Source organism: Candidatus Accumulibacter sp. ACC003 (genome assembly GCF_907163085.1).
In the GTDB taxonomy this organism is placed as follows: Bacteria; Pseudomonadota; Gammaproteobacteria; order Burkholderiales; family Rhodocyclaceae; genus Accumulibacter.
On record NZ_CAJQTX010000011.1, the window covers coordinates 57,178 to 79,974 of the forward strand.

A 22,797-nucleotide genomic window follows, 5' to 3' on the forward strand; every position below is an offset into this window, starting at 1 on the left:
GCTCAAATACCGCATCGACACGCTCCCCGGCGACGGGGAGCGAGGATTGAAACGCATCCAGCTCCTCAACCCCGCCCTGCTCGACACCGAGACACGCTCCCCGGCGACGGGGAGCGAGGATTGAAACCGCTCGAATCGCGCTCCATCGACATCCTGCCAGACCGACACGCTCCCCGGCGACGGGGAGCGAGGATTGAAACCCGCGCGGAGTAATCCATGTACTTTTGGGATCAGGGACACGCTCCCCGGCGACGGGGAGCGAGGATTGAAACTTCGGGGTCGTCGCCGCGCTCGAGGATGATGCGCGGACACGCTCCCCGGCGACGGCAAGCGAGGATTGAAACAGCGAGGAATAGGGCATGACTGTGTATTCCACGCAATCTGGACACCGATTCCACGGCAAACTGGACACCCATTCCACGTGAATCTGGACAGTCGGAGCGTAGCGACGCGGGGTTAAAAGGTTTTACTCTGAGCCTCGTCTTGTGGTCAAGTTTTTGGCATGCAAAGGCAACCGCTTGGCGTTACTGCGTAACGGCTTCTTTGGCCAATAGAAGGCGCTTTTCGTAGTAGTCCGTCTCTCCATTCGGAACCCGCGCCGCGCGCTTCAAAGCGGCGTGGTCAGCCTCCCGAAGCAGGCTTTCAAGGACCTCACGTTGCGTTACTGCGTAACACGCCGCCAGGCGCTCCAAGGCACGCTTGGCGTGAAGATTGACCAGCAGATTCAGCCGCTCGGCCTGGCCGTCCACATCTTTCAAGTGACGAACGCGATAGTCCGATTGCCGTTGAGCATTAGTTTTTGCCATGTTGATGGTCCTGTTGAGCGTTACGCAGTAACGGTTTGATGGAGGGGTTGCCATGCCAGCAGCGCAGCAATCGAGGGCACAGGCCGTGGGGCGCTTTGGGCGCAACGAGTGGCACCGCGCAGAGTTATCCACGGCCGCCCGCCAGGCTGCGCTCCTTCTATAGCAGGCGGGCTGGCGGGCGGCGGTGGGTAACTTGTTGGGCTTGCTGAGGCGTTCATACCGGCGTCTCGGGCTTGCGCAACGATTCGCCATCGAGGTCCAGCGTATGTGCCTGATGGACCAGCCGGTCGAGGATCGCATCGGCCAGCGTCGGATCGCCAATCGACGCATGCCAATGCTCGACCTGCAGCTGGCTGGTGATGATCGTCGAGCGCGTCCCGTGGCGGTCATCGAAGATCTCCAGGAGATCGCGGCGGCTCTCGTCGGAGAGCGGTGCCAGCCCCCATTCGTCGATCACCAGGACCTCGGTCTTGGCCAACTGCGCCAGCGACTTCAGATAACTGCCATCGCCGCGGCCGATCGCCAGCGCCGGCAAGAGACGCGTCAAACGCACATAGAGGACCGAATGCCCCTGCCGGCACGCCTGGTTGGCCAGGGCGCACGCCAGATAGGTCTTGCCGATCCCCGTCGGCCCGCAGATCAGCACGTTCTGGTGATCGCTCACCCAGCGCCCGGTCATCAAGCGGGCGAACAGCCCCCGGTCGAGTCGGCGCGGATGCCGGAAATTGACATCCTCTGGCGTCGCCGCCTGTTTCAACCCGGCGCGTTTCAGACGCGCCGCATTCTGTCGCGACTCGCGTTCGGCCGCCTCGCAGTCGACCAGCAGCCCGAGGCGCTCCTCGAACGACAACTGGTCGATCTCGGGGCTTTGCGCCTGGCTGGCCAAGGCCCGGGCCATGCCCGGCAGGCGCAGTTGGTGGAGTCTCTCGACGGTCGGATGATTCAGCATGGCAAAGCTCCTTCAGTGGTAGTAACCGGGGCCACGCACATTGGCGTGCTCCGGAGGTAAATGGGTCTGGGCGGGTGCGCTCACCCGCTGCTTGTCCAGGCCGTTCTTCAAGATCGATTTCAGGCTGCTGTAGGACGTCGCCCCGATAGCGATGGCCCGCTCGCAGGCAGCTTCCAGGCGCTCGTCCCCGTAGGCCTGGCCCAGGCGCAGGATGCCCAGGCACGCCCGATAGGCCTGTTGCGGATGGCGGCGTTGATGCAGAAGGCTCTGCACGACGCCCTGGGCATGCGGCCCGATACGCCCGGCCCAGTCGAGTAGGCGCGGGGCATTCCAGCCCTGTACCGCCCGGTGGGCCGGCGCCATGTGCGCATCGACGGTGGTGTGCCGGCCGCGGGCGTCGTTGCGGACATGACTGGCAATGCGCGTGCCGCGATGGAACAGTTCGACGGTACTCGCCGTCAGCCGGCTATCGACTTGCTCGCGGGCGAAGCGGTAGGGCACCGAGTAGTAGTGGCCGACGAGCTCGACGTGGTAATCAATGCCGACCCTGACGACTTTCCATTCGGCGAACTCGTAACGCGTCACCGGCAAGGGCAGTAAAGCCGGCCGATCGAGTTCGATGAAGGCCGATTGGCGGCAGCCGGGCAACTTCTTGAACGGACGGTTATTGAGCCGGGTCATCAGTTCGGCGATGCTGCGGTTGAGCTCAGCCAGGCTGAAGAAACGCTGGTGGCGCAGACGCGCCAGGACCCAGCGCTCGACCAGAAGCACCCCAGCTTCGGCCTTGGCCTTGTCTTTCGGGCGACGCGGCCGGGCGGGGAGAACCGCGGTGCCGTAATGGGTGGCCAGGTCGCGGTACGTCGGGTTGAGTTCGGGCTCGTAGTAGCAGGCGCTGGTGACGCCGCTCTTGAGGTTGTCGGGCACCATCAGGGCGGTGACGCCGCCGAGGTGTTCGAAGGTGCGCACATGGCTGCCGATCCAGTCCGGCAGGCTCTGGCTCCAGGTGGCTTCGCCGTAGGTGTAGTTGGAGGCGCCGAGGACGGCGACGAAGATCGCCGCCAGCCGGATTTCACCGCTCATCGGGTCGGTGATCGGCACCGTCTGGCCGGCGTAGTCGACGAACAGTTTCTCGCCCGGGGTGTGCGTCTGGCGCAGGCTCAACGAGAGCCGCCCGACCCACTGACGGTAGAGGGCGCAGAAGCCGCTGTAGCGGTAGCCGGCCGGTTGTTCGGTTTTGTATTCCTGCCAGAGGAGATCTAGGGTGACGCCCTTGCGCCGCAGTTCGCGGTGCACGACCGGCCAATCGGGTTCGGGGCGGGTCTGGTTCGACGGTGCCGCCGGCGGGTACAGCTGCGCCTCCAGCTCCGGCTCGCTCATTCCCGCCGGCAGTGGCCAGGTGACGCCGTAGAGCTTCGCACGACGGAGGAGATCGCCGACGGTCGTCGGTGAGGCGTGGGTCGCCCGGGCGATCTCGCGGTGGCTGCGGCCGCCCTCAAGGGACAGCCGTAAAACGTCAAGAATCTTGCGCATGGATAGCCTGCTATTCGCCATGTGGGCCTCGGCAAATCTCCCGAGGGTGCCACGGTTATCCCGCGCGCTACGATATTACAAATGACTGTCCAGTTTGCTCTGGAATCGGTGTCCAGTTTGCCGTGGAATCACTGTCCAGTTTCGTCTGGAATCGGTGTCCAGTTTGGTGTGGAATACGCAGGCATGACCATCACAGCCACGATAGACACGCTCCCCGGCGACGGGGAGCGACAGCGAAGCGGACCCTGGCGTGTTCCGGCACGCACGCGCTACAAGCTCTGGCCGTACAATTGCCGCCATGTCTCAGGAACGACTCCCGGTCACGCAGGCGATACGCGTCTTGCGTGCGGCGCGGGTGGCGTTTACCGATCATCCCTACGCCTACGAGGAGCACGGCGGTACGGCGGTCAGTAGTCGCGAGTTGGGCGTCGATGAGCACGCGGTGATCAAGACGCTGGTGATGGAGGACGAGGGCAAGCGGCCGCTGTTGGTGCTCATGCACGGTGATCGCGACGTGTCGACGCGGCAACTCGCTCGCCACATCGGCGTCAAGACGATTGTCCCGTGCAGCCCGGCGGTCGCCAATCGCCATTCGGGTTACCTGGTCGGTGGCACCAGCCCCTTCGGCACGCGCAAGGCGATGCCGGTGTATCTCGAACGCAGCATTCTCGAACTCGACACGATCTACATCAACGGCGGCCGTCGCGGCTACCTGGTCGGCATCGCGCCGCAGGTGTTGGTCGACGTGCTCAAGGCGAATTTGGTCGATGTCGGCGTTTGAGGTGCTGCGGCGGCGGCTGGCATCTAACCGAGTTGCAGCACGTCGCCGTTGCCGAGGAACAAGTCGGTCTGCGAGCCCTTGCTTGCCGTTCCGCGCTGCACGGGCAGGCCGCTGGCGAGCATTTTCCTGACCGCCGTTTGGCCGGTGCAGTGATTGCAGCCGATCCGGGCGATGCCGTAGTCGCTGAGTGCCTTGACGATCTGGTCACGCTGGCTGTCCCAGTCTTCGAGCGGCGAGAGGTGCAAGCCGCCATAGATGGCATGGATGCGCTCGCCGCCGCTGAAGGTCCGGCGGGAATAATCGAGCAGGTTCAGGACGCCGCCGTGGCCGCAGCCGGTGATCATCGCCATGCCCTGGTCGCGCAGCCTGGCGTAGACGACGTTTTCTCCCTGGACCTGCAGCAGCGTGCTCATCGGGAAGCTGGCGACTGCCAGGCCGGGGAAGAGGAGCAGCGGCTGCTCGCTCGACACGGTGCTGAGCGTCCCGCTATGGCCTTGTTGTCGGATGAAGGCCAGGCCGGCTGGATGGAAGCCTTCCGGGATGTAAATCGGGATTCCGGGGTAGTGCTTGAGCGTCGAGCTGATTCCCCAGAAGTGATCGAAATGTTCGTGGCTGATGATCAGGGCTTCGATGCGGCGTTCCTGCAACAGCCGGTCGATACCCTCGTCGGCGAAGCGGCGGTCCATCCAGTCGGGGTTCCAGCCGGTGTCGAAGAGCACGCGGCGGACGCTGCCGTCGGTCGCCTCGGCTTCCAGCAGCGCCGAGAAACCGGCGGCGTTGTCGGCGTGCAGCGCTCCGAAGGGTGGCCAGGGAATGGCGTACTGGTCGGTCTGCGCGCCGCCGGCGGCACGGATGTCGTCGAACACGGTGGTGGTATCGAACCAGCCGGTTTCGGAGATGCAGAGAATCCGCAAGCGCTGCAGGGCGCCAATGTCGAGCGTTGGAGAAGTCGTGCTCATGTTCCTTACCTCGCTATTCGCTGGTGATTTCGGCTTGCGTCCGGCCTTAATGGCTGTATTCGTGATGCTGCCGGTAAACGGGCAGCCGCTGCAACTCGTTGGCGAGCAAGGCCGCGACAGCGGTATCGGGATCTTCCTCGCTGGTGATCACCGGCAGGATGCCACTCTGCATCAGGCGATCGTGCAGCGCGGCACCCATGCCGCCGGTAATCAGGATATTGATTCCGGCCAGCGGTTCGGCGAGTTGTTGGGGGCTGGCGTGCAAGCTCTGTTGCATGGAAAGCTCGACCAGGCGTTTGCCGACGAGCACGCCTTTTTCAAGCTCGTAAATCCAGAATTTGCGGCACTTTCCAGCGTGCTCGGTGATCACTTTTCGATCCTGGCTGGTGACGGCGATTTGCATGCTGTGGTGTCCTTTGCTGTCGATCAAGAGGGGCAGGGCGAAGCGGCCGACTGCCGCCAATAGGCAAGTATCAGTAAGTGCTTATCAAGATTCGTGCCAGCTGGCGCGGCAAAGAACAAATTCCGGGAAAGCAATGGCTTGGCTGACGATGAGGGCGACGACGGCCGTCGTTTTTGACAGCCTGCTGCCAATATGGCAGCATTTGGCAGTCAATTCGGCAGAAGTGGTGGCCTTCGATGGCAGTTGATCAAGAATCGCTGGTGGAACTGGTGTCTTTCCTGGAGACGCTTCCCGAACCGCACATTCTGTGCGACCGCGACTATCGGATACTCGCTGCCAACGAGGCGTATCGGGCGAACTGGCTCGATCGCCTGGAAGTCGTTGGCCGCAAGTGCTTCGAGGTCTCGCATCGCTACACGGTGCCTTGTGATCAGGCCGGCGAGTCGTGCCCGCTGCAGCGCAGCCTGCAATCGGGCGAGCGCGAGCGGGTGCTGCACCTCCATCACACGTCTTGCGGCGAAAGCTTTGAAAACATCGAGTTGTCGCCGATCCGCGACGGCAGCGGCGCGATCGCCTATTACGTCGAGAAGCTGGAGCCGCTGCCGGGAGCCAGCAGTCTTGCTGGCGTGCAGGGGCTGCTCGGTCGCTCGCCGGCTTTTCTGGAGATGATGGGGCTGGTCGCGCGGGTGGCGCCGTCGGAGGCATCGGTGTTGCTGCAGGGCGAATCGGGTACCGGCAAGGAACTCGTCGCCAATGCCATACATCAGCTCAGCCGGCGCGTTGCACGGCCCTTCGTTGCCGTTGATTGTTCGGGCCTGCCGGAAACGCTGTTCGAGAGCAGCTTGTTTGGCCATGAGCGCGGCGCCTTCACCGGCGCGACGAGCCGCAGCACCGGCCTGATCGAGGCAGCGGCGGGTGGCACGCTGTTTCTCGATGAACTCGGCGATATCCCGCTGTCGATCCAGATCAAGCTTCTGCGCTTGCTGGAAACCGCTACCTATCGCCGGGTCGGCTCGTCGGAACTGCTCAAGGCCGACGTCCGGGTCGTTTCGGCGACGCATCGCCCACTCGCCGAAATGGTCGCCGGCGGGCAGTTTCGGCAGGACTTGTTCTACCGGCTGAATGTTTTTCCGATACGGCTGCCGCCCTTGCGCCAGCGCGGTACCGACGTCTTGCTGCTCGCCGAAAGCCTGCTCGGTCGGGTCTCAGCCGGGCATTCTGCCAGCCACCTGGCGCCGGCGGCGGCCGCCTGGCTGAGCCGCTATCACTACCCGGGAAACGTGCGCGAACTGCGCAACATCCTTGAGCGTGCCTGCCTGCTCTGCGACGGCGATGAAATTCGCCTGCAGCACCTGCCGCTGGAGTTGGCTTTGCAGTCTGGCTTGGAGTCTGGGTTGGCTGCTGACGCCAAGCCGCTTGCCAGCGCACCCGAACGCATGCCGCGAGCGGGAGGCGGCCTCGCTGATCGGCACGCTTCGTCGTTCGCCGAGACGGTCGAAAGCTTTTCCGGCAACCGAAAAGAGCTGGCCAGCCAGCTCGGTCTGTCGGAGCGGACGCTCTACCGCCGCCTGCAAGCGCTGGCCAGCCGCCAGCGCTGAGCGGTGTTCAGTGGAACAAACTGGCGTTGACCAGGAAGTGCACCCAGATACTGGCGGCGTAGCCGAGCAAGATCGCCCAGGTCCACTTGAGGTGCGAAAAGAAGGTGTAGACGCCGCGGGCCTGGCCCATCACGGCGACGCCTGCGGCGGAACCCACCGACAGCAGCGAGCCGCCTACGCCGGCGGTCAGCGTCACCAGCATCCACTGGCCGTGGTCCATATCCGGGCGCATCGCCAGGACGGCGAACATCACCGGAATGTTGTCGACAACTGCGGAAAGAAAGCCGATCAGGATGTTGGCCGTGGTCGGGCCGAGTTGGCCGTACATCAGCTGCGAGCCCAGCGCCAGGTAGCCCATGGTGCCGAGCCCGCCGACGCAGAGAATGACTCCGTAGAAGAACATCAGCGTATCCCACTCGGCACGCTCCAGCGACTTGAAGATGTTGTACTGCTTGGCACCGTCGTTGATTTTCTGGGTCGACGACGCGCCGTCCAGTGCCAATGCCCTGTCGCTCATCAGCTGTTGCTCGGACGCCGGGAAGAAGTGAGCGCGCCGCTTGAGGTAGTAGCCGAAGAATTTCAGCAGGCCGAGGCCGGTCATCATGCCCATCACCGGTGGCAGGTGCAGGAAGTTGTGCGCGCAGACCGCCATGACGATGGTCAGAAGAAACAGGCCGACGATCACCCAGGCGCCGTGCTGGAGAGTCGCTTCTTCGTGAACGGGGTCAGGTGCGCCTTTGCCGATGGTCAGGCTCATGATTGCCGCGGGCACCAGCCAGTTGACTACCGCAGGGATGAACAGATGGAAGAACTGCGCGAAGTCGACCAGGCCTTTCTGCCAGACCATCAGCGTCGTGATGTCGCCGAACGGCGAGAAGGCGCCGCCAGCGTTGGCGGCTATGACGATGTTGATACACGCGACACCGACGAATTTCTTGTTCTGACCACCGACGGCAATGGCCACGGTCGACAGCAACAAGGCGGTGGTCAGGTTGTCGGCGACCGGCGAAATCGAGAACGACAGCGCGCCGGTGATCCAGAAGATGGTTCGCAGCGAGTAGCCCCGCGTCACCAGTTTGACGCGCAGCAGGTCGAACACGCCGCGTTCGTCCATGGCGTTGATGTAGGTCATCGCCGCCAGCAGGAACAGGAACAGTTCGGCGAATTCAAGCAGATTGTGGCGTACCGCCGTCTCGGCGGTATGCGTGTCACCATGCTGGGCGTAGACGAACGCCACCAGCACCCAGATGATTCCCGCGCCGACCATCACCGGTTTGGACTTGCGCAGGTGTAGTGTTTCCTCGGCAATGACCAGGCCGTAAGCGATAAAGAACACGGCCAGCGCGGCGAAGCCGGCCCAGTGGCCGGTCAGGTCGAGCGTCGTCGACAGGGCGGCGTCGGAAGCGAGAACCGAAAACGGCAAAAGGGCGGCCGCGATGGCCAGGAACACCCGGGGGGACAGCTGTATCATCGATCGCCTTCCTGTAAATGTGAAAGCCGCGCACGCGACTCCCGAATCTCCCCTCGCCCCTCTCCCCACCGCGGGAGAGGGGCCGGGAAAGAGGGGGACGGTCATGGCTTTCATGATCTCGGGTATCTCGACGTGTGATGACCCTTAGTGTTTAATTGCATAGATTAACGATAGTATTCCGCAGCTGCGCGCCCTTGACCTCTCGCTTTCGCCAGGCGAATGGGGCGGCGTTCTGGTTGTAAGCCGCGGTGAAGCTGTGAATGGCGGCAACGAGTTGATCCAGGCTCGAGAAGCTGGCGTTTCTCAGGGTCTTGCGCTGGAAGATGCCGAACCAAATCTCCACTTGGTTTAGCCAACTGGCGCTGGTGGGCGTGAAGTGAAAGGTGACGTTGGGGTGAGCGGCGAGCCACTCGTCGTTTTTCTTGTGCGTGTTGAGGTTGTCCAAGATGACGTGGATCTCACGGTCGACGGGTTCATCAGCGATGGTCTCCTCCATGAAGGCCTGGAAATCAGCGCGCTTCTTGGTTAGGGTAGTCTTGCCTCGAATGACGCCGGTGGCCACTTCGAGGGCGGCGAACAGGTTGACCGTGCCATGGCGTTTGTAGGTGCTTTTCAGTCCCTGAACCACCTTTCCGCTACTGGTTTGGACATAGCCGCGCCGACGCTCCAGAGCCTGGATCGAGGGTTTCTCGTCGACGCTCAGGACCAGCGCGTTTTCAGGTGGGTTAAGGTACAACCCGATGACATCCGCTGCTTTGGCGGCGAACTCTGGGTCCGTGCTCACGCACCAGGAGCGATGCCGCTGCAGCTGGATGCCCTCCCGACGCAACACGCGCCACACGGCATCGTCCGATACTTCCAGCGCCTTCGCCAGCGAACCACCATCCCAACTTGCCATACCTTCCGGCGGTGTCCGTTCGAGTTGCGCCAGAATGCGGTCACGCAGATCCTGCCCGTACTTCGCCGGCTTGCCCGGCCGCGCAGCATCACGCAAGCCCGACAAACCATGCTCGGCAAAGCGCCGACGCCACAGCCCCACCGTGTTCGCACGTACGCCAACTGCGCGGGCAACCTCGTCGTTTCGCAGACCCTCCAAACAACCCAGCACGATTCTCGCTCGCTCGGCCAAGCGAACCTCGCCACTGCGACTCCGTGACATACGCTCCAATTCCTCCTTCACCTCCGCTGTGCAAGACAGCGCCACCGCCACACGTCCCACCACATCTCCTCCACCACGAAGCAATGGAGAAGCATGATAGTTACTACCGGTTAATAATGCAATTAGACATTAGCTTCAAAAAAAACGCCGCGTGCTCTTGCCAGAGGGAGAAATAGTAACCCAATAGGCGGCACAGACGCACCGCGATTGGCATGTCGTGGCGCAGCATGGTGAAGCACGACGATCGACAGAGCACAGCGGCGGCGCGTGCGGATGTTCACCAGGCCTCGCGCTGTGGCAAGATCAAGCGGCGCGAGCGTCTCTTGCCGATGCGAGAAGAAGCTCGCTGCGCGTGTGTTTCCTTGATGATGATTTCCACTGGCAACCCGGAGGCCTCTCTTGCCGTCTCGCGTCTCGATCAGCATTGTTTCGGCGGCCAGCGCGCTTCCGCGTGCGCTGTGGGGCGAGCTCTGTCCGCCCGGCGACCCTTTTCTGAACGCCGATTTCCTGGCGATCATCGAGCGCCACGGAGCCGCGGCGAGCGCCGGCGGGTGGACCGCTCGCCATCTGCTGGCCAGCGACGATGACGGTTCGGTCGTCGGTCTGCTGCCGCTCTACGTCAAGACGCATTCGCATGGCGACTTCATCTACGACTGGTCGTGGGCCTCGGCTTATCGGCAACTGGGTCGCCAGTACTATCCGAAGCTGATGAGTTGCCTGCCGTATACGCCAGCGGCCGGGCCGCGCCTGCTGGTCGCCGAAGGGCCGCAAGCGGCGACGATTCGCCAGGCGCTGGTCGACGGCGCGCAGGCGCTGGCCAGCCGGCTGGGCGTTTCGTCATGGCACGTGGCATTACCCGCCGGCGCCGAAATCGAACTCCTGCGAGGCGCCGGCCTGTTGATCAGCCATGACGTCCAGTTCCACTGGAACGACGGCGGCGCTGGCGACTTCGACGGCTATCTGGCCACTTTCAGCGCCGCCAAGCGCCGCAAGGTCAGGGCCGAGCGGCGGCGAGTGCAGGCTAGCGGCCTGTGCATCGAAACGCTGCACGGCGATCAGATCGACGCCGCCGAGTGGCCATTGTTGCACGCGCTCTACGCCGACACCTTCGCCAGATTCAACAACCATGCCGTTTTCTCGGCGGCGTGTTTTGCCGATCTGGCGGCGGCGCTGGGTCGTCGGATGGTCGCCTTCATCGCCAGAGAGCGCGGCTTGCCGGTCGCCGTCGCGCTCTGTTTTCGCAGCGACGAGGTGCTCTATGGGCGCTATTGGGGTTGCCGCGGGAATTACCACAGCCTGCACTTCGAATTGTGTTTCTACCAGGGAATCGCGTATTGCCTGCAGAACGGATTACGGCGTTTCGAACCCGGTGCCGGCGGCGAACACAAGGTTTCGCGCGGCTTCACGCCGACCGTCGTGCATTCGGCGCACTGGATCGCCGATCCCGGCATGCGTGAGTTGCTCGGCCGCCACCTGGCGCTGCAAGGCCAGGCGCTCGCCGAGTACCGCGACGAAGCGGCCGCGCATCTGCCCTTCCGCCGCGACGATTAGCTGCCGCAGCTTCTCAACGCGAGTTTGCGGTGCAGAGCAGTGCTGCGGCACATTGTGCGTCATGATGGTGCTCAATTCGGAGAGCATTGCAGATGACGCCGTAGTCGCATCCTGGCCCATGGGACACCCTGCAGCGACAGGCGGCAGCCGGCCAGTAGCCGACCGTCAAGAAGTCTGCCGAAAGCAGCCGTTGACGCGGTCTGGGTGTAGGCTGTCGCCCTAGGCTGGCAAGTGCCGGCTTTCACGATTCTCTAGTCGGTATGGCATCAGCGCTCATAGGGCTCCGAGCCTGCTGCGGGAGGCTTCCGGCGTCCGACTTAGGGCGAAGTTATGCAGAAAATCTGGCACCGTAATACAAAGCAAGGCAAAGGAAATGAACTTTAATGTGAAAGTAGCGTACGCGACTCTCGAAACTCCCGTCTCCCCTTGCGAGAGAAGGGCCAGGGGTGAGGCGGGGAATTCAGGGAGCACGCTCCCTGCCCGGCGAACGATTCCGGCGTGCAAGCCGGAATGCGCACTGCAAGTGAGAGGGGGGCGGTCATGACTTTCATGATCTGGGGTATCTCGACATGTCATGACCGTTAGCTTTAACTTAGAGGACGCAAGTCAAGTCGATATTGGTGCTTTTGCCTTGGCCGTTCCAATTGCGTTCTCTGAAGAGGCCTGGAAACCAGGCGATACACTCCCTGCACATAACCTGCTGATACTGTTTATTTTTAGGAATTGTCGCATATGAAAGTGTATTCCAAGGTGATAGAAAGTACAGAATTTCTGTTTTTTTGTGGCGTATAGCAATTGCTTATACGATTACGGAAATAGTTGTTGTGTTAGTGCTGTTTTAATTAAATAAATTCCGGTGCTTACAGACACGCTCGTCGCATTTAAACGCCTAATAGTGATTGCCATGCCTGCTTCTATGGGTGTTATCATTGTGGATGGTGTTGATAAATAGTAAATCTAAAATCAGCAAGGCAACCTTGAGTTACGGCTTAAAAAGCAAGCCTTTGGTAAGGTTTCCGGTTATGTAAGCGTTTGGCGTCAATAGTGGAAAAAGTTTGCTTCCGACCTAAACAGATGTTCGTAATAAACAACATGCACTGTGGAACTCTACACGCAAAAAAGTTTTCTGCCGGGAGATTTGACCACCGGAAGAGGGCTTCGTAGCGGCTCGTCATGCCGAACTACTGGGGAATGAAGTAATGGGTGATCGATTGAGGTTCCTTCTAAACCGCATCGGCGAGCGGCTGTGGGTCAGGCCTCTCGCGATGTGCGTGCTGTCAACGGCGGTAGTGTTCCTTGCGAAGACGGCGGACAATACCGGAATCGGCCCACTTGTTCCGGCGATTACTCCAGGCTCGATAGAGACCCTGCTTAACATTATTGCCGCAAGCATGTTGGTGATCTCCACCTTTGCTGTCGCATCGATGGTCTCGGCCTATGCGTCGGCCAGCAGCACCGCAACGCCGCGCTCTTTTTCCCTGGTCATCTCCGACGACGTTTCCCAGAACGCTCTCTCGACTTTTATTGGTGCCTTCATCTTCAGCATCGTCGCGCTTATCGCCTTACAAAATGGCTATTACGATAGAGCAGGTCGTTTCGCGTTATTTTCTCTAACGTTAATGATTCTTGCCATGGTTGTTATTACGTTCGTGAGCTGGGTGGATCGAATCGCACGCCTTGGGCGCCTCGGGGGAACCATCGATAAGGTTGAGGCAGCGACTGCTGCTGCTTTACAGCGAAGGCGATGCGCCCCTACACTTCGCGGTGTCCCTGCAGGACCGTGTCAGAATGAGGGTCAGGCCATTTACGGCGGGTCAATCGGGTATGTGCAGCGCGTCGATGTCACCGCGCTGCAGACGTATGCGGAAGAATCGCGAGCACGAATCACCGTAGCAGCCTTGCCCGGTACTTTTTCTGCGCCGGGCCGAGCGCTTGCCTATGTGACTGCAGACTCAGGTGATTTGTCTGACATCGATGCAAGACGGGTAGCACAGGCATTCATACTCGGTAATGGCAGACAATTCGACGAAGATCCTCGATTCGGTCTTATCGTTCTTTCTGAAATCGCAAGTCGAGCGTTGTCACCTGCTGTCAATGATCCCGGTACAGCAATCGGAATTATTGGAACGTTCGTGCGACTTTTTGCGCTTTGGAGTGAGCCTGTCAAGGAGGACGACACACGCATTTCTGAATGTGATCGTGTGGAGGTGCCGAAAATATGTTTGCGGGACATGTTTGATGATGCCTTCACAGCGATTGCTCGTGACGGAGCGGGTGCCATTGAAGTCGCGGGGCGGCTACAAAAAGCGTTTGAGTCGCTGGCATCGATCGGAGATGCCGAGATTCGGGGCGCCGCGATACACCATTCCCGCTTGGCACTTGCTAGAGCAGAAAATGTGCTGGCAATTCCTGAAGACCTGGAGGTTGTGCGAAAATTGGCGAAATTCGCCAGTTCTGTTTAGCCGAATGAGTTCTGCACGATTAGGCGTGCACCTGGCGGGCGTCAGGGAATGACAGCTCTCACTGAATAAGGAAGGAACCCAAATGATGAACTTCGAATACAGCGGCGTCTTAGGCCTCCTGATACTGATCGGAGATATCTGGGCAATTATCAATATTTTTCAAGGCTCTGCTTCGAACGAGAAGAAGCTGATTTGGATAGTCGCAGTGGTGCTGCTGCCCGTGCTGGGCTTGATCCTCTGGTTCTTCCTTGGACCGCGTAATCGAGGCGCGTAGCGTGCCAAGGTGCACTTGGCTGCGAGGCGTCCTGCCGGGAGTTGCGAGTGAGTCTGTACTTGAAAACGAGCATGGCGTCGCGCTCCCTAACGAAGGAGAATAGACCGCGCGAGGCCACCATCTGATCCGTTTTTTGGAGGTCCGCTCCCAGCGACGACGAAGGTCGCCCCTGGGTCGGGAGTCCGCATTGACAATCTTGGAAAGCAGCCGTTAGACAGCGACACTGAAGAAATCGACAGGGCGCGGCCAATAAAACCAGACCTTGACATCGGTCTTTTGCAGCCTCAATTACTCCAGCGTATTTCACTATAAAATTTAATCGCCTTTATCATGGCACACTCGATGGAGCACCTTTGAACACCCGTATCCAAAAAACAAGCCGCAAGGCGCAGATCGATACCCTTTTTCTTAAATTTCCAGGCGTCAGCGCAAGAAAAATTAGCGACCTTGACGCCTTCTTCGTCAACGACAAGATGTTTGCTTGTATAAGTGGAAATGGCGTCGGACTACGTGTGCCGGCCTCCACTGCGTCCGAGTTGCAATTCTCGAGAAACAACGTCGTTCCATTTCAACCCGGTGGGATGGCAAGTTCGAGGGAGTGGATTCAAATCGATAGGGCCGACGCAGCAGACTACGAGCAAGATCTCGAATTATTTCGGGCTTCACTTGAGTTCGTAAAAGGCGCCCGAACCCGGTGATTTCTCAGCGGAAGCCTACTATTCGAAGGGACGGCGCTCGTGGCGAGCTTTTCTGGCTGGAAAGCCGAGCCCACAACATGACCAAGGCCTAAGCCGATCTTCCGTTCTTATGGCAAGCCTCAAACCGCAAACACCCTTTGCCTCGACGCTGTCGGATGTCGTCCGGCGAAGTGCCGTCGGCAAGGGCCTGATCGCGACCTGTTTCTTTTCCGACTCGTGCGCGTGCTGCCTTGCCGAATCAAGGAGCAGGGACGCCGCAAGCGATTTCCTTGCGCTTGCCGTTCAACTGGCAGTGGCTGAGCGGCAGCCCGTCGGCGTCGAGTAGCGTGCCGGACCAGCCCGCGCTGCCGCGTTCGAGCAAGAGGAAGCTGTAGCGGTTGAGGACGATGCCGCTGCTGGCGGCGACGCCGTCGTACAGCTGCTTGCCGGGTCGCGCTCTTTCGGCGCTGCCGGCACCGGTTTTCCCTTCGTAGAACGGTGACTGCGGATCGGTGGCTTCAAGCTCGGTGCCGCCGACGCCGACGATCAGCTGCGCCGGCCGGCCCGTCGGATAGCTGGCGGGGTCGGCGGTGGCCGCGAAATTGATCGTTTCGAAGGCGTGTTCGTGGCCCGAGACGATCATCTGCACGTTCTTCGGGAGCGTCTTGCGCAGCGCCACCTGCAGGGCGTTCGGCTGCGACGACGTGGCGAGCAGGTCGTACCACAGCGGCCGGTGCGTCAGCAGCCACACCTGCCTGCTTTCGGGAATCTCCTGGAGAACGCGCAACTGGTCTCTGAATAGATCGACATCGCCGCTGGTGGCCGCCGCGGGCCGGTAGTCCTGCTGACCTGCGTTGTCGGCGACGACCAGCGTCAGTTGCTCGTCGAGGTCAACGCGGTAGGCGTTGGCCGTGCGATTGTTGGCCAGTACCGAGGCCGTCGCCGTGCGGTACAACTGGTCGTCGCAAGTCTGGTAGGGCAGCGGCGAGAGAAAGCGCATCCAGCCATCGCCGGCACGGTCACAGTTCTCGTGGTTGCCGCGCACCATGATCCACGGCGCGGCGGTCAACAGGGGTGCCGCCGGTGCGAAGAAGTCGGCGTTCCAGCCGGGCCAGCCGTAGCCGACGACGACCTGCTGCTCCCTGATTGGTGCACACACTGTGGGGTTGTCGCAGTATTCGCGGTAGTGATAGTCGCCGACGTGCATTACCAGGTCAGGCTTGGTGCGCGCGGCGGCCGCCGCGATGCGCTGCCAGGGCCAGGCGCTGCTGCTCGCGCAATCCTGGATCGGCGGATTGGTGCTGGGCGCGGCGACCTTGATCCGGCAGCCGGTGTCGCCAATCACGACGATGCGTTGCGGGTGGCCGTGCGGCAAGTTAACCGGCTGGCCGGCGATGCTCGCCTGGCGCGTGCTCGCTGGCACAATGAGCTCGCAGGCGGTGACCAGAAACTCGGGTCGATACGCCGGATTGCTGGGCGAGGTAGCGGGCTTTGCCGCTGCGGTCGCCTCGGCGCGGCGCTGCAGGCGCTGCGCGTTGCCGTCGACGGTCGCCGTCGGGCAGTCGTCGTCGGCGGTAACGATCGCCCGCAGGCTGACGACGCCATCCGGGCCCAGCTGGCTCCAGCGATTGAGCGGCGCGTGCGGGCTCGCTGGCGGTGTCGCACAGCCGGCAATCGTCGTCAGCACGGCCATCAGCAAGGTGGCTCTCAGCGACACGCTCGTCGCGCCCGCCCGCTCGGCTATCAATAGGGAAGAGGGCATCGCGGCGCTCCGTTTCAGCGGTGTCTAGTCCAGCGCCGCGGCGATCGCGCGCAGCGCGACCAGGCCGCCGGCGGCGATCGATACGCCTTTGCCTGGCGGCAATTGCGGCGCACCCGGATTGATGCGGATCAGCGGTCCCTTGACGCGTTCGCCGAGCAGGCGGGCGGTCGGGATGTCGGTGCCGGCGCCGACTTCGATGGTCAGCAGGTTGGTCACCTGGCGTAGCCAGGTTCGCCGCCGGTCGTCCTGCGCGTCGCTGCGTTCGCTCCGCCATCGCCAGTCGCCGAACATCAGGATGTTCGGTCGGGCGATTTGCTGGCAATGCGGGCACAGCGGCAAGTCGGAGCGCAGCAGGCATTGCTCCTCGTCGACCTCGGGGTCGAAGTCGTCGGCCGGCCAGATGCCGTCCCGGTCGGCGTCGCAGCCTTCGTAAGCGTCGCAGCCGTCGCTGCACTGCAGGTAGTGAATCGAACCGTGACACTCGCTGATGCGCTCTGCGGCGAAGGCCGCTTTCTGGAATTGTCCGTCGACGTTGCTGGTGAACACGAAGGCGCCGTGCGGCATTTGTTCGCCGATGCGCCGCAGAATCTCGAAGCCCTGGTGCGGCTGCGTTCGCCGGTAGAGCTGCAAGCGATGGCCGTAGAAGCCCCAGGCCAGGCGTGGCTGGCTGGCGAAAGCGGCCGGATTGGCGATCTGCTCGAAGGCCAGGCGCGCCCTGCCGAGCGCCGGATACGCGCCCCAGAAGCCGTGCGGGCCGCGAAAGTCGGGCATCCCCGAGTCGACGCCGATGCCGGCGCCGGCGGTGATCAGCAGGCCGTCGGCCTGGCGGATCAGTTGTGCGCAGCGCGCGTAATCGTTGCTCACTTACAGGCCTCGCGCCGACGCCGACCGCAGATCGGCGTTCTCCGGGCAGGCGATTGCCTGCCGCACCTGTTGCAGCAGGCGCTGCTTGTCGGCGCCCAGGGTGCCCTTGAGGATCAACCAGTTCGACGCGTGGTCGCTGCGAAAGACCGTACGCTTGAGCTGCAGTTGTTCGAGAAAGTGCTCCATTTCGACAAACAGTTGGTGCTGGCTGAGTGGCCGCCAGGTGGGGAAGGCGCCTCGGAAGCGCTGCTCGCCAAGCGGAAAGCTGACGACCAGCGTTGCGACATACTCGGGTTGCGTGGCGTTGAGCAGGCGCGCCGAGTTTTCGGCGTGCCGTAGCGACAGCTGCGGGCCGGCGAGGCCATTGAGAATCATCACCGAGCGCTTGATGCCGGCGGCGCCGAGCTTGTCGAGCGCGTCACAGGTCGAGGCGAAGGTCTCGCCCTTGTTGACGCGTTCGAGAACTTCATCGTCGCCGGATTCGGCGCCGACGTAGGCGATCGACAAGCCGGCGGCGGCCAACTCGTGCAGTTCGTCGACCGACTTGCGGCGCAGGTTGCGCGGCAGGCAGTAGGTCGACACCCGGCGAACCGCCGGTAGCTGCTCGCGGATCGCCTGCAGCACCGTCAGCAGGCGGCTCGTCGGCAGCACCAGGGCATCGCCGTCGGCCAGGAAGACGCGGCGAATCTCGCTGCCGAAGCGTTCGCCGGTGCGCGCGATGCTTTCCAGCACCTCGGCCTCGGCGCGCGCGCGAAAGCGCTTCTGCGGCGCGGTGTACATCTCGCAGAAGGTGCAGTGATTCCACGAACAGCCGTCGGTAATTGGCAGAATCAGCGACGCCGCCTCGCTGGGTGGGCGGTAGACGGGTTCGATGTAACGGATCGGGATGACGGATGACATGTTTTCGGACGCTCGGCGTGACGATTCAACAAGCTCATATTAGCGCTTTGGTGCTCTTGGCGGTGGCCGCGCCGCGCCGACGGCGCGCTCAGCGCTGCTCGTCGCGCGTCGCCGCCGGTCGACCCTCCGGGCCCGAGCGCACCATGGCGTAGTCGGCGCTGCGCACCTCGCGCAGCAACATATCGGTTTCGCTGTCACTGACGCCCAGCGCCTCGAGGGTTTCGGCGGCCAGTCGCAAGCTGGCTTCGAGCGTCTCGGGATAGGCCTTGCTGGCGCCGGCGCGCAGCAGCGCGTCGCAGCTCGCCAGGTCGCGGGCGCGGGCGACGATGCTCACCTGCGGCAGTTGCGTGCGAATCAGCGACACGGCACGCACGGCGGTAGGTCGCTGGTCGATGGTCAACACCACCAGGTCAACGTTCTGGAGAGAGCCGGCAATCAGCAACTGCGGGTCAGCGAGGTCGCCGTAGAAGACCGGGTGGCCTTCGGCGTTCCATCTGGCGACCAGTACGGCGTCGCTGTCGAAGGCCACGTAGGGAATTCCTTTGCTGGCCAGGATGGTGCCGACGGTGTGGCCGACGCGGCCGTAGCCGCCGACCACCACGCGCACGGCCGCTTCGTTGCCCTGGCCAGCGTAGCGGAAGCTCTGATGAACGCCGCTCGGTGCCTCGGTAGCGCGCCGTGCCAGGTGATTGCCGAGTTTCACCAGCAGCGGCGTCAGCAACATGGTCACCGAAATGATCGCCGCGCCCATCACGAAAACGAGATCGTCGATCAGGCCCAGCGCCTTGGCGGCGCCAAAGAGCACGAAACCGAACTCACCACCCTGCGCCAACAGGAAGGCGACGCGCAAGGCGATGCGGCGACCCGTTCCGAAGGCCAGGCATAGCAGGTAGAGGACGCCGACCTTTATGGCCACGATCGCCAGGACGTGCGAGGTGAACTCGAAGGGGTGCTGGAGCAACGCACGCAGGTCCAGCGACATGCCGACGGCGACGAAGAAGAGGCTCATCAGCAGGCCCTTGTGCGGCTCCATGCCGGCCTCGATCTGCAGGCTGTAACGCGAGGTCGACAGCATCATGCCCATCAGGAAGGCGCCCAGCGCCATCGACATGCCGGCGTGGTGCATCGCCCAGGCGGCGACGAAGACCGCGCCCATCGCCGCCAGCAGGAAGGCTTCGCGATTGTTCTGGCGCGCCAGGTGGTCGAGAATCCGTGGCACCAGGTAGCGACCGCCGAGGACCACCAGCGCGACCATCGCCGCCGCCAGGCCGATCTGTTCCGACAAGGGCGTGTCTCTGGCCAGCGGCCCGACGTCGGCGAGGACCGGCACCAGCGCCAGCAGAGGCACGACCGCCAGATCCTGCATCAAGAGCACGGCGAAAGCCGTCTGTCCGTGATGGCTGGCGATTTCGCCCTGGTCCCTGAGCATTTGCACGACGAAAGCGGTGGACGAGAGCGCGAAACTGCTGCCGATCAGCAGCGCCGTTCCCCAGTTGTACTGGAAGAGTCTGAAATAGCCGGCGATCAGGAGCGCCGAAACGACAATCTGCAGCGAACCGAGGCCGAACAGCGTTCGCCGCAGATCCCACAGGTGGCGTGGCTTCATCTCCAGACCGATCAGGAACAGCAGCAGCACGACGCCGAGTTCGGTGAACTGGCGCACGTCGTCGACGTTGGCGGTGACGAAAGGGCCCATCGTATGCGGCCCGACGACGACGCCGGTGACCAGCAGGCCGAGCACCGAACCGAGGCCGAAATGCCGGAAGACGGCGACGGCGATCGAGGCGACGACCAGTAGCAGTACGGCGGAGTCAACGAAGGACTTGGGGTCCATGGGACGGTTTCCGAGATCTCGTCAAGGTGAGCTGACAGGCACATACTAGCGCGCTTTGGCCGCCCTGGCGCCGGCTCGGGCAGTGCTAAGATGGCCGCTCTGGCCCGGCCTGGGCGTTTGCCGCGGCGGCCGTTACCATGCTTCGAGAGGAGTACTTGTCATGCAACGCAAGACGATCGTCGGCGCCGTATCAGTGGCGCTATCGCTGGCCCTGTCCTGGCCGCAACTGGTGGTGGCGCAAACCGCGCTGCAGTTGCCGAGCGGCGATGAGGACTATCGCCAGCTGCAGCAGGAGCAGCGCAGCGGTCCTTGCCAGCTCTGCGGTGTCGTCTTTGCGATTCGCACGCTGACTGCTGCGGGCAGCGGGCGGCGCGACCCGGCCGCTGCCGCCAGGCGTAACGTCGGCGCCGCCGACGCGCATATGGTGACCGCGCCGATCATCGGCACCGGCAGTACGGTCAAGGACGACCGCCAGGCGCGCGCGCCGGTGCGCAGCTACGAACTCACGATCCGCTACGAAGATGGCAGCTTTGCCTCCATCACCCAGAGCGAGCCGCCGCTGGTTCACAAGGGCGACCGCGTGCGGGTGGTCGACGGCCGCGTCGAACTGCGCAACGACTGATGTAAAAAGATCTGGATTGCCGCGTCGGTTACGCCTCCTGGCAATGACGTGTCGGCGGCTGCAGGGCGCTGCTGCACTGGTGTCGTGACTTTCCGCAGAGCACGGCCGCTCGCCGCTGTGACGATGCCGGAGCGGCGAGCGGGTCGCCGCTACTCGAAGTACGAGCGCGCGGTCTCGAAGCGCTGCGCGTAGTACTCGGTAGCCAGGTAATCGATACGCACCTTGCCGCGGGTAGATGGGGCATGGACGAAACGGCCATCGCCGATGTAGATCCCGACATGCGAAAAAGAAGAGCTGCGCGTGTTGAAGAACAGCAGGTCGCCGGGGTGCAGGTCGTCGCGTGGCACCGGCCGACCGGCGCGGGCGATGTCGGCGGCGCTGCCGCCGACCTTGACGCCCGCGGCGTGTCCGTAGATGTAGGCGACCATGCCGCTGCAATCGAAACCGGCTTCGGGATTCTTGCCGCCGAAGCGGTAGCCGGTATCGATCAGGCCCAGTGCGAAGATCACGACGTTGCTGCTTTTCTCGCTAAGCACGGGTCGCTCGCGAAGCTCGGATCGCCGCTCGCTGGTGCTGCCACAGGCGGCGACGAGGAGCGACAGCGCTGCAGCGATGAGGAACTGTAGTACACGCATGGCGCACAGTATAAACTGCGGCTTTCGGAATTTCGGAGGTTGACATGCATCTTAGTGATCCGCGCCTGCTGCGCTCCAACTGTTACATAGACGGGCGTTGGGAAGCCGCCGACGACGGTCGGACGCTGCTGGTCGTCGATCCGGCAAGCGGCGCGACCCTGGCCGAGGTGCCGCTAATGGCCGCAGGCGAGACGGCGCGCGCGATCGCCGCCGCCGAAGCCGCGCTGCCGGCGTGGCAGGCGAGGACGGCCAAGGAGCGCGCGGCTGTCTTGCGTCGCTGGTACGACCTGATCCTCGCCAATGCCGAGGACCTGGCGCAGTTGATGACCGCCGAATGCGGCAAGCCGATCGCCGAAGCACGCGGTGAAGTGGCCTATGGCGCGTCTTTTATCGAGTGGTTTGCCGAGGAAGGCAAGCGCGCCTATGGCGAAACCATCCCGACTCCGGCGGCTGATCGGCGGCTGTTGACGATCCGCCAGCCGGTCGGCGTCTGTGCGGCGATCACGCCCTGGAACTTCCCGCTGGCGATGATCACCCGCAAGGTCGCGCCGGCGCTGGCGGCCGGCTGTACGGTGGTCGTCAAGCCGGCCGAGCAGACGCCCTTGACGGCGCTGGCGCTGGCCCGGCTGGCGCATGACGCCGATTTGCCGGCCGGCGTGCTCAACGTGCTGACCGGCGATCCGGTGGCCATTGGCGGCACCCTGACCGCCAGCCCGGTGGTTCGCAAGCTGTCGTTTACCGGTTCGACCGAAATTGGCCGCTTGCTGATGGCGCAGTGCGCACCGACCATCAAGAAACTCTCGCTCGAGCTTGGCGGTAATGCGCCGTTCATCGTTTTCGACGACGCCGACGTCGACGCCGCCGTCGAAGGCGCGCTGATCGCCAAGTATCGCAATACCGGCCAGACCTGCGTCTGCGCCAACCGCTTGCTGGTTCAGGACGGCGTGTACGACAGCTTCGTCGCCCGCCTCGCCAGGCGGGTGCAGTCGTTCAGGGTCGGGCCAGGCAGCGACGAAGGGGTGACGCAAGGGCCACTGATCGATGCGGCGGCGCTGGCCAAGGTTGAGGAGCACATCGCCGACGCGCTCAACAAGGGCGCGCGGGTGGTCACCGGTGGTAGCCGGCATGCGCTCGGCGGCAGCTTTTTCGAGCCGACGGTGCTCGCCGACGTGACGCCGGAAATGCGTGTCGCGCGCGAAGAAACCTTCGGGCCGGTGGCGCCTGTTTTTCGATTCACCGACGAGGCGGAGGCGGTGCTGATGGCCAACGACACCGAGTTCGGACTCGCCGCCTACTTCTATTCGCGTGACGTCGGGCGCTGTCTGCGCGTCGGCGAAGCGCTCGAATACGGCATGATCGGCATCAATACCGGGCTGATCTCGAACGAGGTGGCGCCGTTCGGCGGCGTCAAGCAGTCCGGGCTGGGCCGCGAGGGATCGAAGCACGGGCTCGACGAGTATCTCGAGCTCAAATACCTGTGCTTCAGTACCGCTTGACACGCCGGCGGTGACTCTGCGGGCGACGGCTGTAGTGACGGCGGCGGCGATCAGCCGCCGCCGT

At 62.9% G+C, this 22,797-nt stretch carries 20 protein-coding genes, 1 pseudogene and 1 CRISPR repeat array (1 of these 22 only partly in view); of the genes and pseudogenes, 9 read left to right on the top strand and 12 right to left on the bottom strand.

The window, feature by feature from the left end:
* Positions 1-344: direct repeats of the CRISPR family, unit length 37 nt; unit sequence GACACGCTCCCCGGCGACGGGGAGCGAGGATTGAAAC (it extends 421 nt beyond the left edge of the window).
* 180 nt (positions 345-524) lie between these two features.
* The 3 genes from QZ656_RS22125 to istA all read right to left on the bottom strand — a co-directional run bounded on the left by QZ656_RS22125 (position 525) and on the right by istA (position 3,306).
* Positions 525-860 (bottom strand): hypothetical protein, encoded by a 336-nt coding sequence (locus tag QZ656_RS22125; RefSeq protein WP_291991634.1) that lies wholly within the window; start codon positions 858-860, stop codon positions 525-527.
* Positions 861-1,020: 160 nt separating this feature from the next.
* Positions 1,021-1,755 carry an IS21-like element helper ATPase IstB gene (gene istB, locus QZ656_RS22130; protein ID WP_291991633.1) on the bottom strand — a complete coding sequence of 245 codons (735 nt, stop codon included), beginning with the start codon at positions 1,753-1,755 and terminating at the stop codon, positions 1,021-1,023.
* A gap of 12 nt (positions 1,756-1,767) precedes the next feature.
* Positions 1,768-3,306 carry an IS21 family transposase gene (gene istA, locus QZ656_RS22135; protein ID WP_291995426.1) on the bottom strand — a complete coding sequence of 513 codons (1,539 nt, stop codon included), beginning with the start codon at positions 3,304-3,306 and terminating at the stop codon, positions 1,768-1,770.
* Positions 3,307-3,583: 277 nt separating this feature from the next.
* Between istA and ybaK the strand changes: the two genes are divergently transcribed.
* Entirely contained in the window at positions 3,584-4,066 is a 483-nt protein-coding gene (gene ybaK, locus QZ656_RS22140) for a Cys-tRNA(Pro) deacylase (RefSeq protein ID WP_291995427.1), read from the top strand.
* A 23-nt stretch (positions 4,067-4,089) separates the two neighbouring features.
* Here the strand turns inward: ybaK and QZ656_RS22145 are convergent, their stop codons facing one another.
* A complete protein-coding gene (locus tag QZ656_RS22145) occupies positions 4,090-5,025 on the bottom strand; it encodes an MBL fold metallo-hydrolase (protein ID WP_291995428.1) in 936 nt (311 codons plus the stop codon).
* Between the two features lie 46 nt (positions 5,026-5,071).
* Positions 5,072-5,428: a NifB/NifX family molybdenum-iron cluster-binding protein gene (locus QZ656_RS22150; protein ID WP_291995429.1), complete on the bottom strand. Its 357-nt coding sequence runs from the start codon at positions 5,426-5,428 to the stop codon at positions 5,072-5,074.
* A 236-nt stretch (positions 5,429-5,664) separates the two neighbouring features.
* Between QZ656_RS22150 and QZ656_RS22155 the strand changes: the two genes are divergently transcribed.
* Positions 5,665-7,026, top strand: coding sequence for a sigma-54-dependent Fis family transcriptional regulator (locus QZ656_RS22155; RefSeq protein ID WP_291995430.1), 1,362 nt, complete (start codon positions 5,665-5,667; stop codon positions 7,024-7,026).
* Between the two features lie 7 nt (positions 7,027-7,033).
* Here QZ656_RS22155 and nhaD read toward each other — a convergent pair whose 3' ends face one another.
* Both nhaD and QZ656_RS22165 read right to left on the bottom strand, forming a co-directional pair.
* On the bottom strand, positions 7,034-8,497 hold the full coding sequence (nhaD, locus tag QZ656_RS22160; protein ID WP_291995431.1) for a sodium:proton antiporter NhaD: 1,464 nt from the start codon (positions 8,495-8,497) through the stop codon (positions 7,034-7,036).
* Positions 8,498-8,648: 151 nt separating this feature from the next.
* A complete protein-coding gene (locus QZ656_RS22165; protein ID WP_291991544.1) occupies positions 8,649-9,716 on the bottom strand; it encodes an IS630 family transposase in 1,068 nt (355 codons plus the stop codon).
* 339 nt (positions 9,717-10,055) lie between these two features.
* Between QZ656_RS22165 and QZ656_RS22170 the strand changes: the two genes are divergently transcribed.
* From QZ656_RS22170 to QZ656_RS22190, 5 genes and pseudogenes are all read left to right on the top strand, one after another.
* A complete protein-coding gene (locus tag QZ656_RS22170; RefSeq protein ID WP_291995432.1) occupies positions 10,056-11,207 on the top strand; it encodes a GNAT family N-acetyltransferase in 1,152 nt (383 codons plus the stop codon).
* 574 nt (positions 11,208-11,781) lie between these two features.
* Positions 11,782-12,159 (top strand): annotated as a pseudogene (locus QZ656_RS22175) (DUF2391 family protein).
* A 247-nt stretch (positions 12,160-12,406) separates the two neighbouring features.
* Entirely contained in the window at positions 12,407-13,669 is a 1,263-nt protein-coding gene (locus QZ656_RS22180; protein ID WP_291995433.1) for a DUF2254 domain-containing protein, read from the top strand.
* A gap of 85 nt (positions 13,670-13,754) precedes the next feature.
* Entirely contained in the window at positions 13,755-13,943 is a 189-nt protein-coding gene (locus tag QZ656_RS22185; RefSeq protein WP_291995663.1) for a PLD nuclease N-terminal domain-containing protein, read from the top strand.
* A gap of 353 nt (positions 13,944-14,296) precedes the next feature.
* Entirely contained in the window at positions 14,297-14,641 is a 345-nt protein-coding gene (locus tag QZ656_RS22190; protein ID WP_291995434.1) for a hypothetical protein, read from the top strand.
* 238 nt (positions 14,642-14,879) lie between these two features.
* On the opposite strand, the gene QZ656_RS22195 is transcribed toward QZ656_RS22190, so the two are convergent.
* The 4 genes from QZ656_RS22195 to QZ656_RS22210 all read right to left on the bottom strand — a co-directional run bounded on the left by QZ656_RS22195 (position 14,880) and on the right by QZ656_RS22210 (position 19,980).
* A complete protein-coding gene (locus QZ656_RS22195) occupies positions 14,880-16,382 on the bottom strand; it encodes a metallophosphoesterase (protein ID WP_291995435.1) in 1,503 nt (500 codons plus the stop codon).
* 24 nt (positions 16,383-16,406) lie between these two features.
* The gene (locus QZ656_RS22200) at positions 16,407-17,246 is read right to left on the bottom strand and encodes a Sir2 family NAD-dependent protein deacetylase (protein ID WP_291995436.1); all 840 of its coding nucleotides are present in this window, start codon (positions 17,244-17,246) and stop codon (positions 16,407-16,409) included.
* On the bottom strand, positions 17,247-18,146 hold the full coding sequence (locus QZ656_RS22205; protein WP_291995437.1) for a radical SAM protein: 900 nt from the start codon (positions 18,144-18,146) through the stop codon (positions 17,247-17,249).
* Between the two features lie 88 nt (positions 18,147-18,234).
* Entirely contained in the window at positions 18,235-19,980 is a 1,746-nt protein-coding gene (locus tag QZ656_RS22210) for a cation:proton antiporter (RefSeq protein WP_291995438.1), read from the bottom strand.
* A gap of 160 nt (positions 19,981-20,140) precedes the next feature.
* Between QZ656_RS22210 and QZ656_RS22215 the strand changes: the two genes are divergently transcribed.
* The gene (locus QZ656_RS22215) at positions 20,141-20,602 is read left to right on the top strand and encodes a hypothetical protein (protein ID WP_291995439.1); all 462 of its coding nucleotides are present in this window, start codon (positions 20,141-20,143) and stop codon (positions 20,600-20,602) included.
* Positions 20,603-20,751: 149 nt separating this feature from the next.
* Here QZ656_RS22215 and QZ656_RS22220 read toward each other — a convergent pair whose 3' ends face one another.
* Positions 20,752-21,237 carry a C40 family peptidase gene (locus QZ656_RS22220; RefSeq protein WP_291995440.1) on the bottom strand — a complete coding sequence of 162 codons (486 nt, stop codon included), beginning with the start codon at positions 21,235-21,237 and terminating at the stop codon, positions 20,752-20,754.
* A 44-nt stretch (positions 21,238-21,281) separates the two neighbouring features.
* Between QZ656_RS22220 and QZ656_RS22225 the strand changes: the two genes are divergently transcribed.
* Positions 21,282-22,733, top strand: coding sequence for an NAD-dependent succinate-semialdehyde dehydrogenase (locus tag QZ656_RS22225; RefSeq protein WP_291995441.1), 1,452 nt, complete (start codon positions 21,282-21,284; stop codon positions 22,731-22,733).
* The last annotated feature ends 64 nt before the right edge of the window (positions 22,734-22,797 follow it).

What these genes read in the sequence shown, in the direction of transcription:
- QZ656_RS22205 (WP_291995437.1), bottom strand. Translation starts at nt 18,146, where the DNA reads ATGTCATCCGTCATCCCGATCCGTTACATCGAACCCGTCTACCGCCCA.
- QZ656_RS22180 (WP_291995433.1), top strand. Translation starts at nt 12,407, where the DNA reads ATGGGTGATCGATTGAGGTTCCTTCTAAACCGCATCGGCGAGCGGCTG.
- QZ656_RS22150 (WP_291995429.1), bottom strand. Translation starts at nt 5,428, where the DNA reads ATGCAAATCGCCGTCACCAGCCAGGATCGAAAAGTGATCACCGAGCAC.
- istA (WP_291995426.1), bottom strand. Translation starts at nt 3,306, where the DNA reads ATGGCGAATAGCAGGCTATCCATGCGCAAGATTCTTGACGTTTTACGG.
- QZ656_RS22195 (WP_291995435.1), bottom strand. Translation starts at nt 16,382, where the DNA reads ATGCCCTCTTCCCTATTGATAGCCGAGCGGGCGGGCGCGACGAGCGTG.
- QZ656_RS22155 (WP_291995430.1), top strand. Translation starts at nt 5,665, where the DNA reads ATGGCAGTTGATCAAGAATCGCTGGTGGAACTGGTGTCTTTCCTGGAG.
- QZ656_RS22210 (WP_291995438.1), bottom strand. Translation starts at nt 19,980, where the DNA reads ATGGACCCCAAGTCCTTCGTTGACTCCGCCGTACTGCTACTGGTCGTC.
- istB (WP_291991633.1), bottom strand. Translation starts at nt 1,755, where the DNA reads ATGCTGAATCATCCGACCGTCGAGAGACTCCACCAACTGCGCCTGCCG.
- nhaD (WP_291995431.1), bottom strand. Translation starts at nt 8,497, where the DNA reads ATGATACAGCTGTCCCCCCGGGTGTTCCTGGCCATCGCGGCCGCCCTT.
- QZ656_RS22125 (WP_291991634.1), bottom strand. Translation starts at nt 860, where the DNA reads ATGGCAACCCCTCCATCAAACCGTTACTGCGTAACGCTCAACAGGACC.
- ybaK (WP_291995427.1), top strand. Translation starts at nt 3,584, where the DNA reads ATGTCTCAGGAACGACTCCCGGTCACGCAGGCGATACGCGTCTTGCGT.
- QZ656_RS22220 (WP_291995440.1), bottom strand. Translation starts at nt 21,237, where the DNA reads ATGCGTGTACTACAGTTCCTCATCGCTGCAGCGCTGTCGCTCCTCGTC.
- QZ656_RS22185 (WP_291995663.1), top strand. Translation starts at nt 13,755, where the DNA reads ATGAACTTCGAATACAGCGGCGTCTTAGGCCTCCTGATACTGATCGGA.
- QZ656_RS22215 (WP_291995439.1), top strand. Translation starts at nt 20,141, where the DNA reads ATGCAACGCAAGACGATCGTCGGCGCCGTATCAGTGGCGCTATCGCTG.
- QZ656_RS22145 (WP_291995428.1), bottom strand. Translation starts at nt 5,025, where the DNA reads ATGAGCACGACTTCTCCAACGCTCGACATTGGCGCCCTGCAGCGCTTG.
- QZ656_RS22225 (WP_291995441.1), top strand. Translation starts at nt 21,282, where the DNA reads ATGCATCTTAGTGATCCGCGCCTGCTGCGCTCCAACTGTTACATAGAC.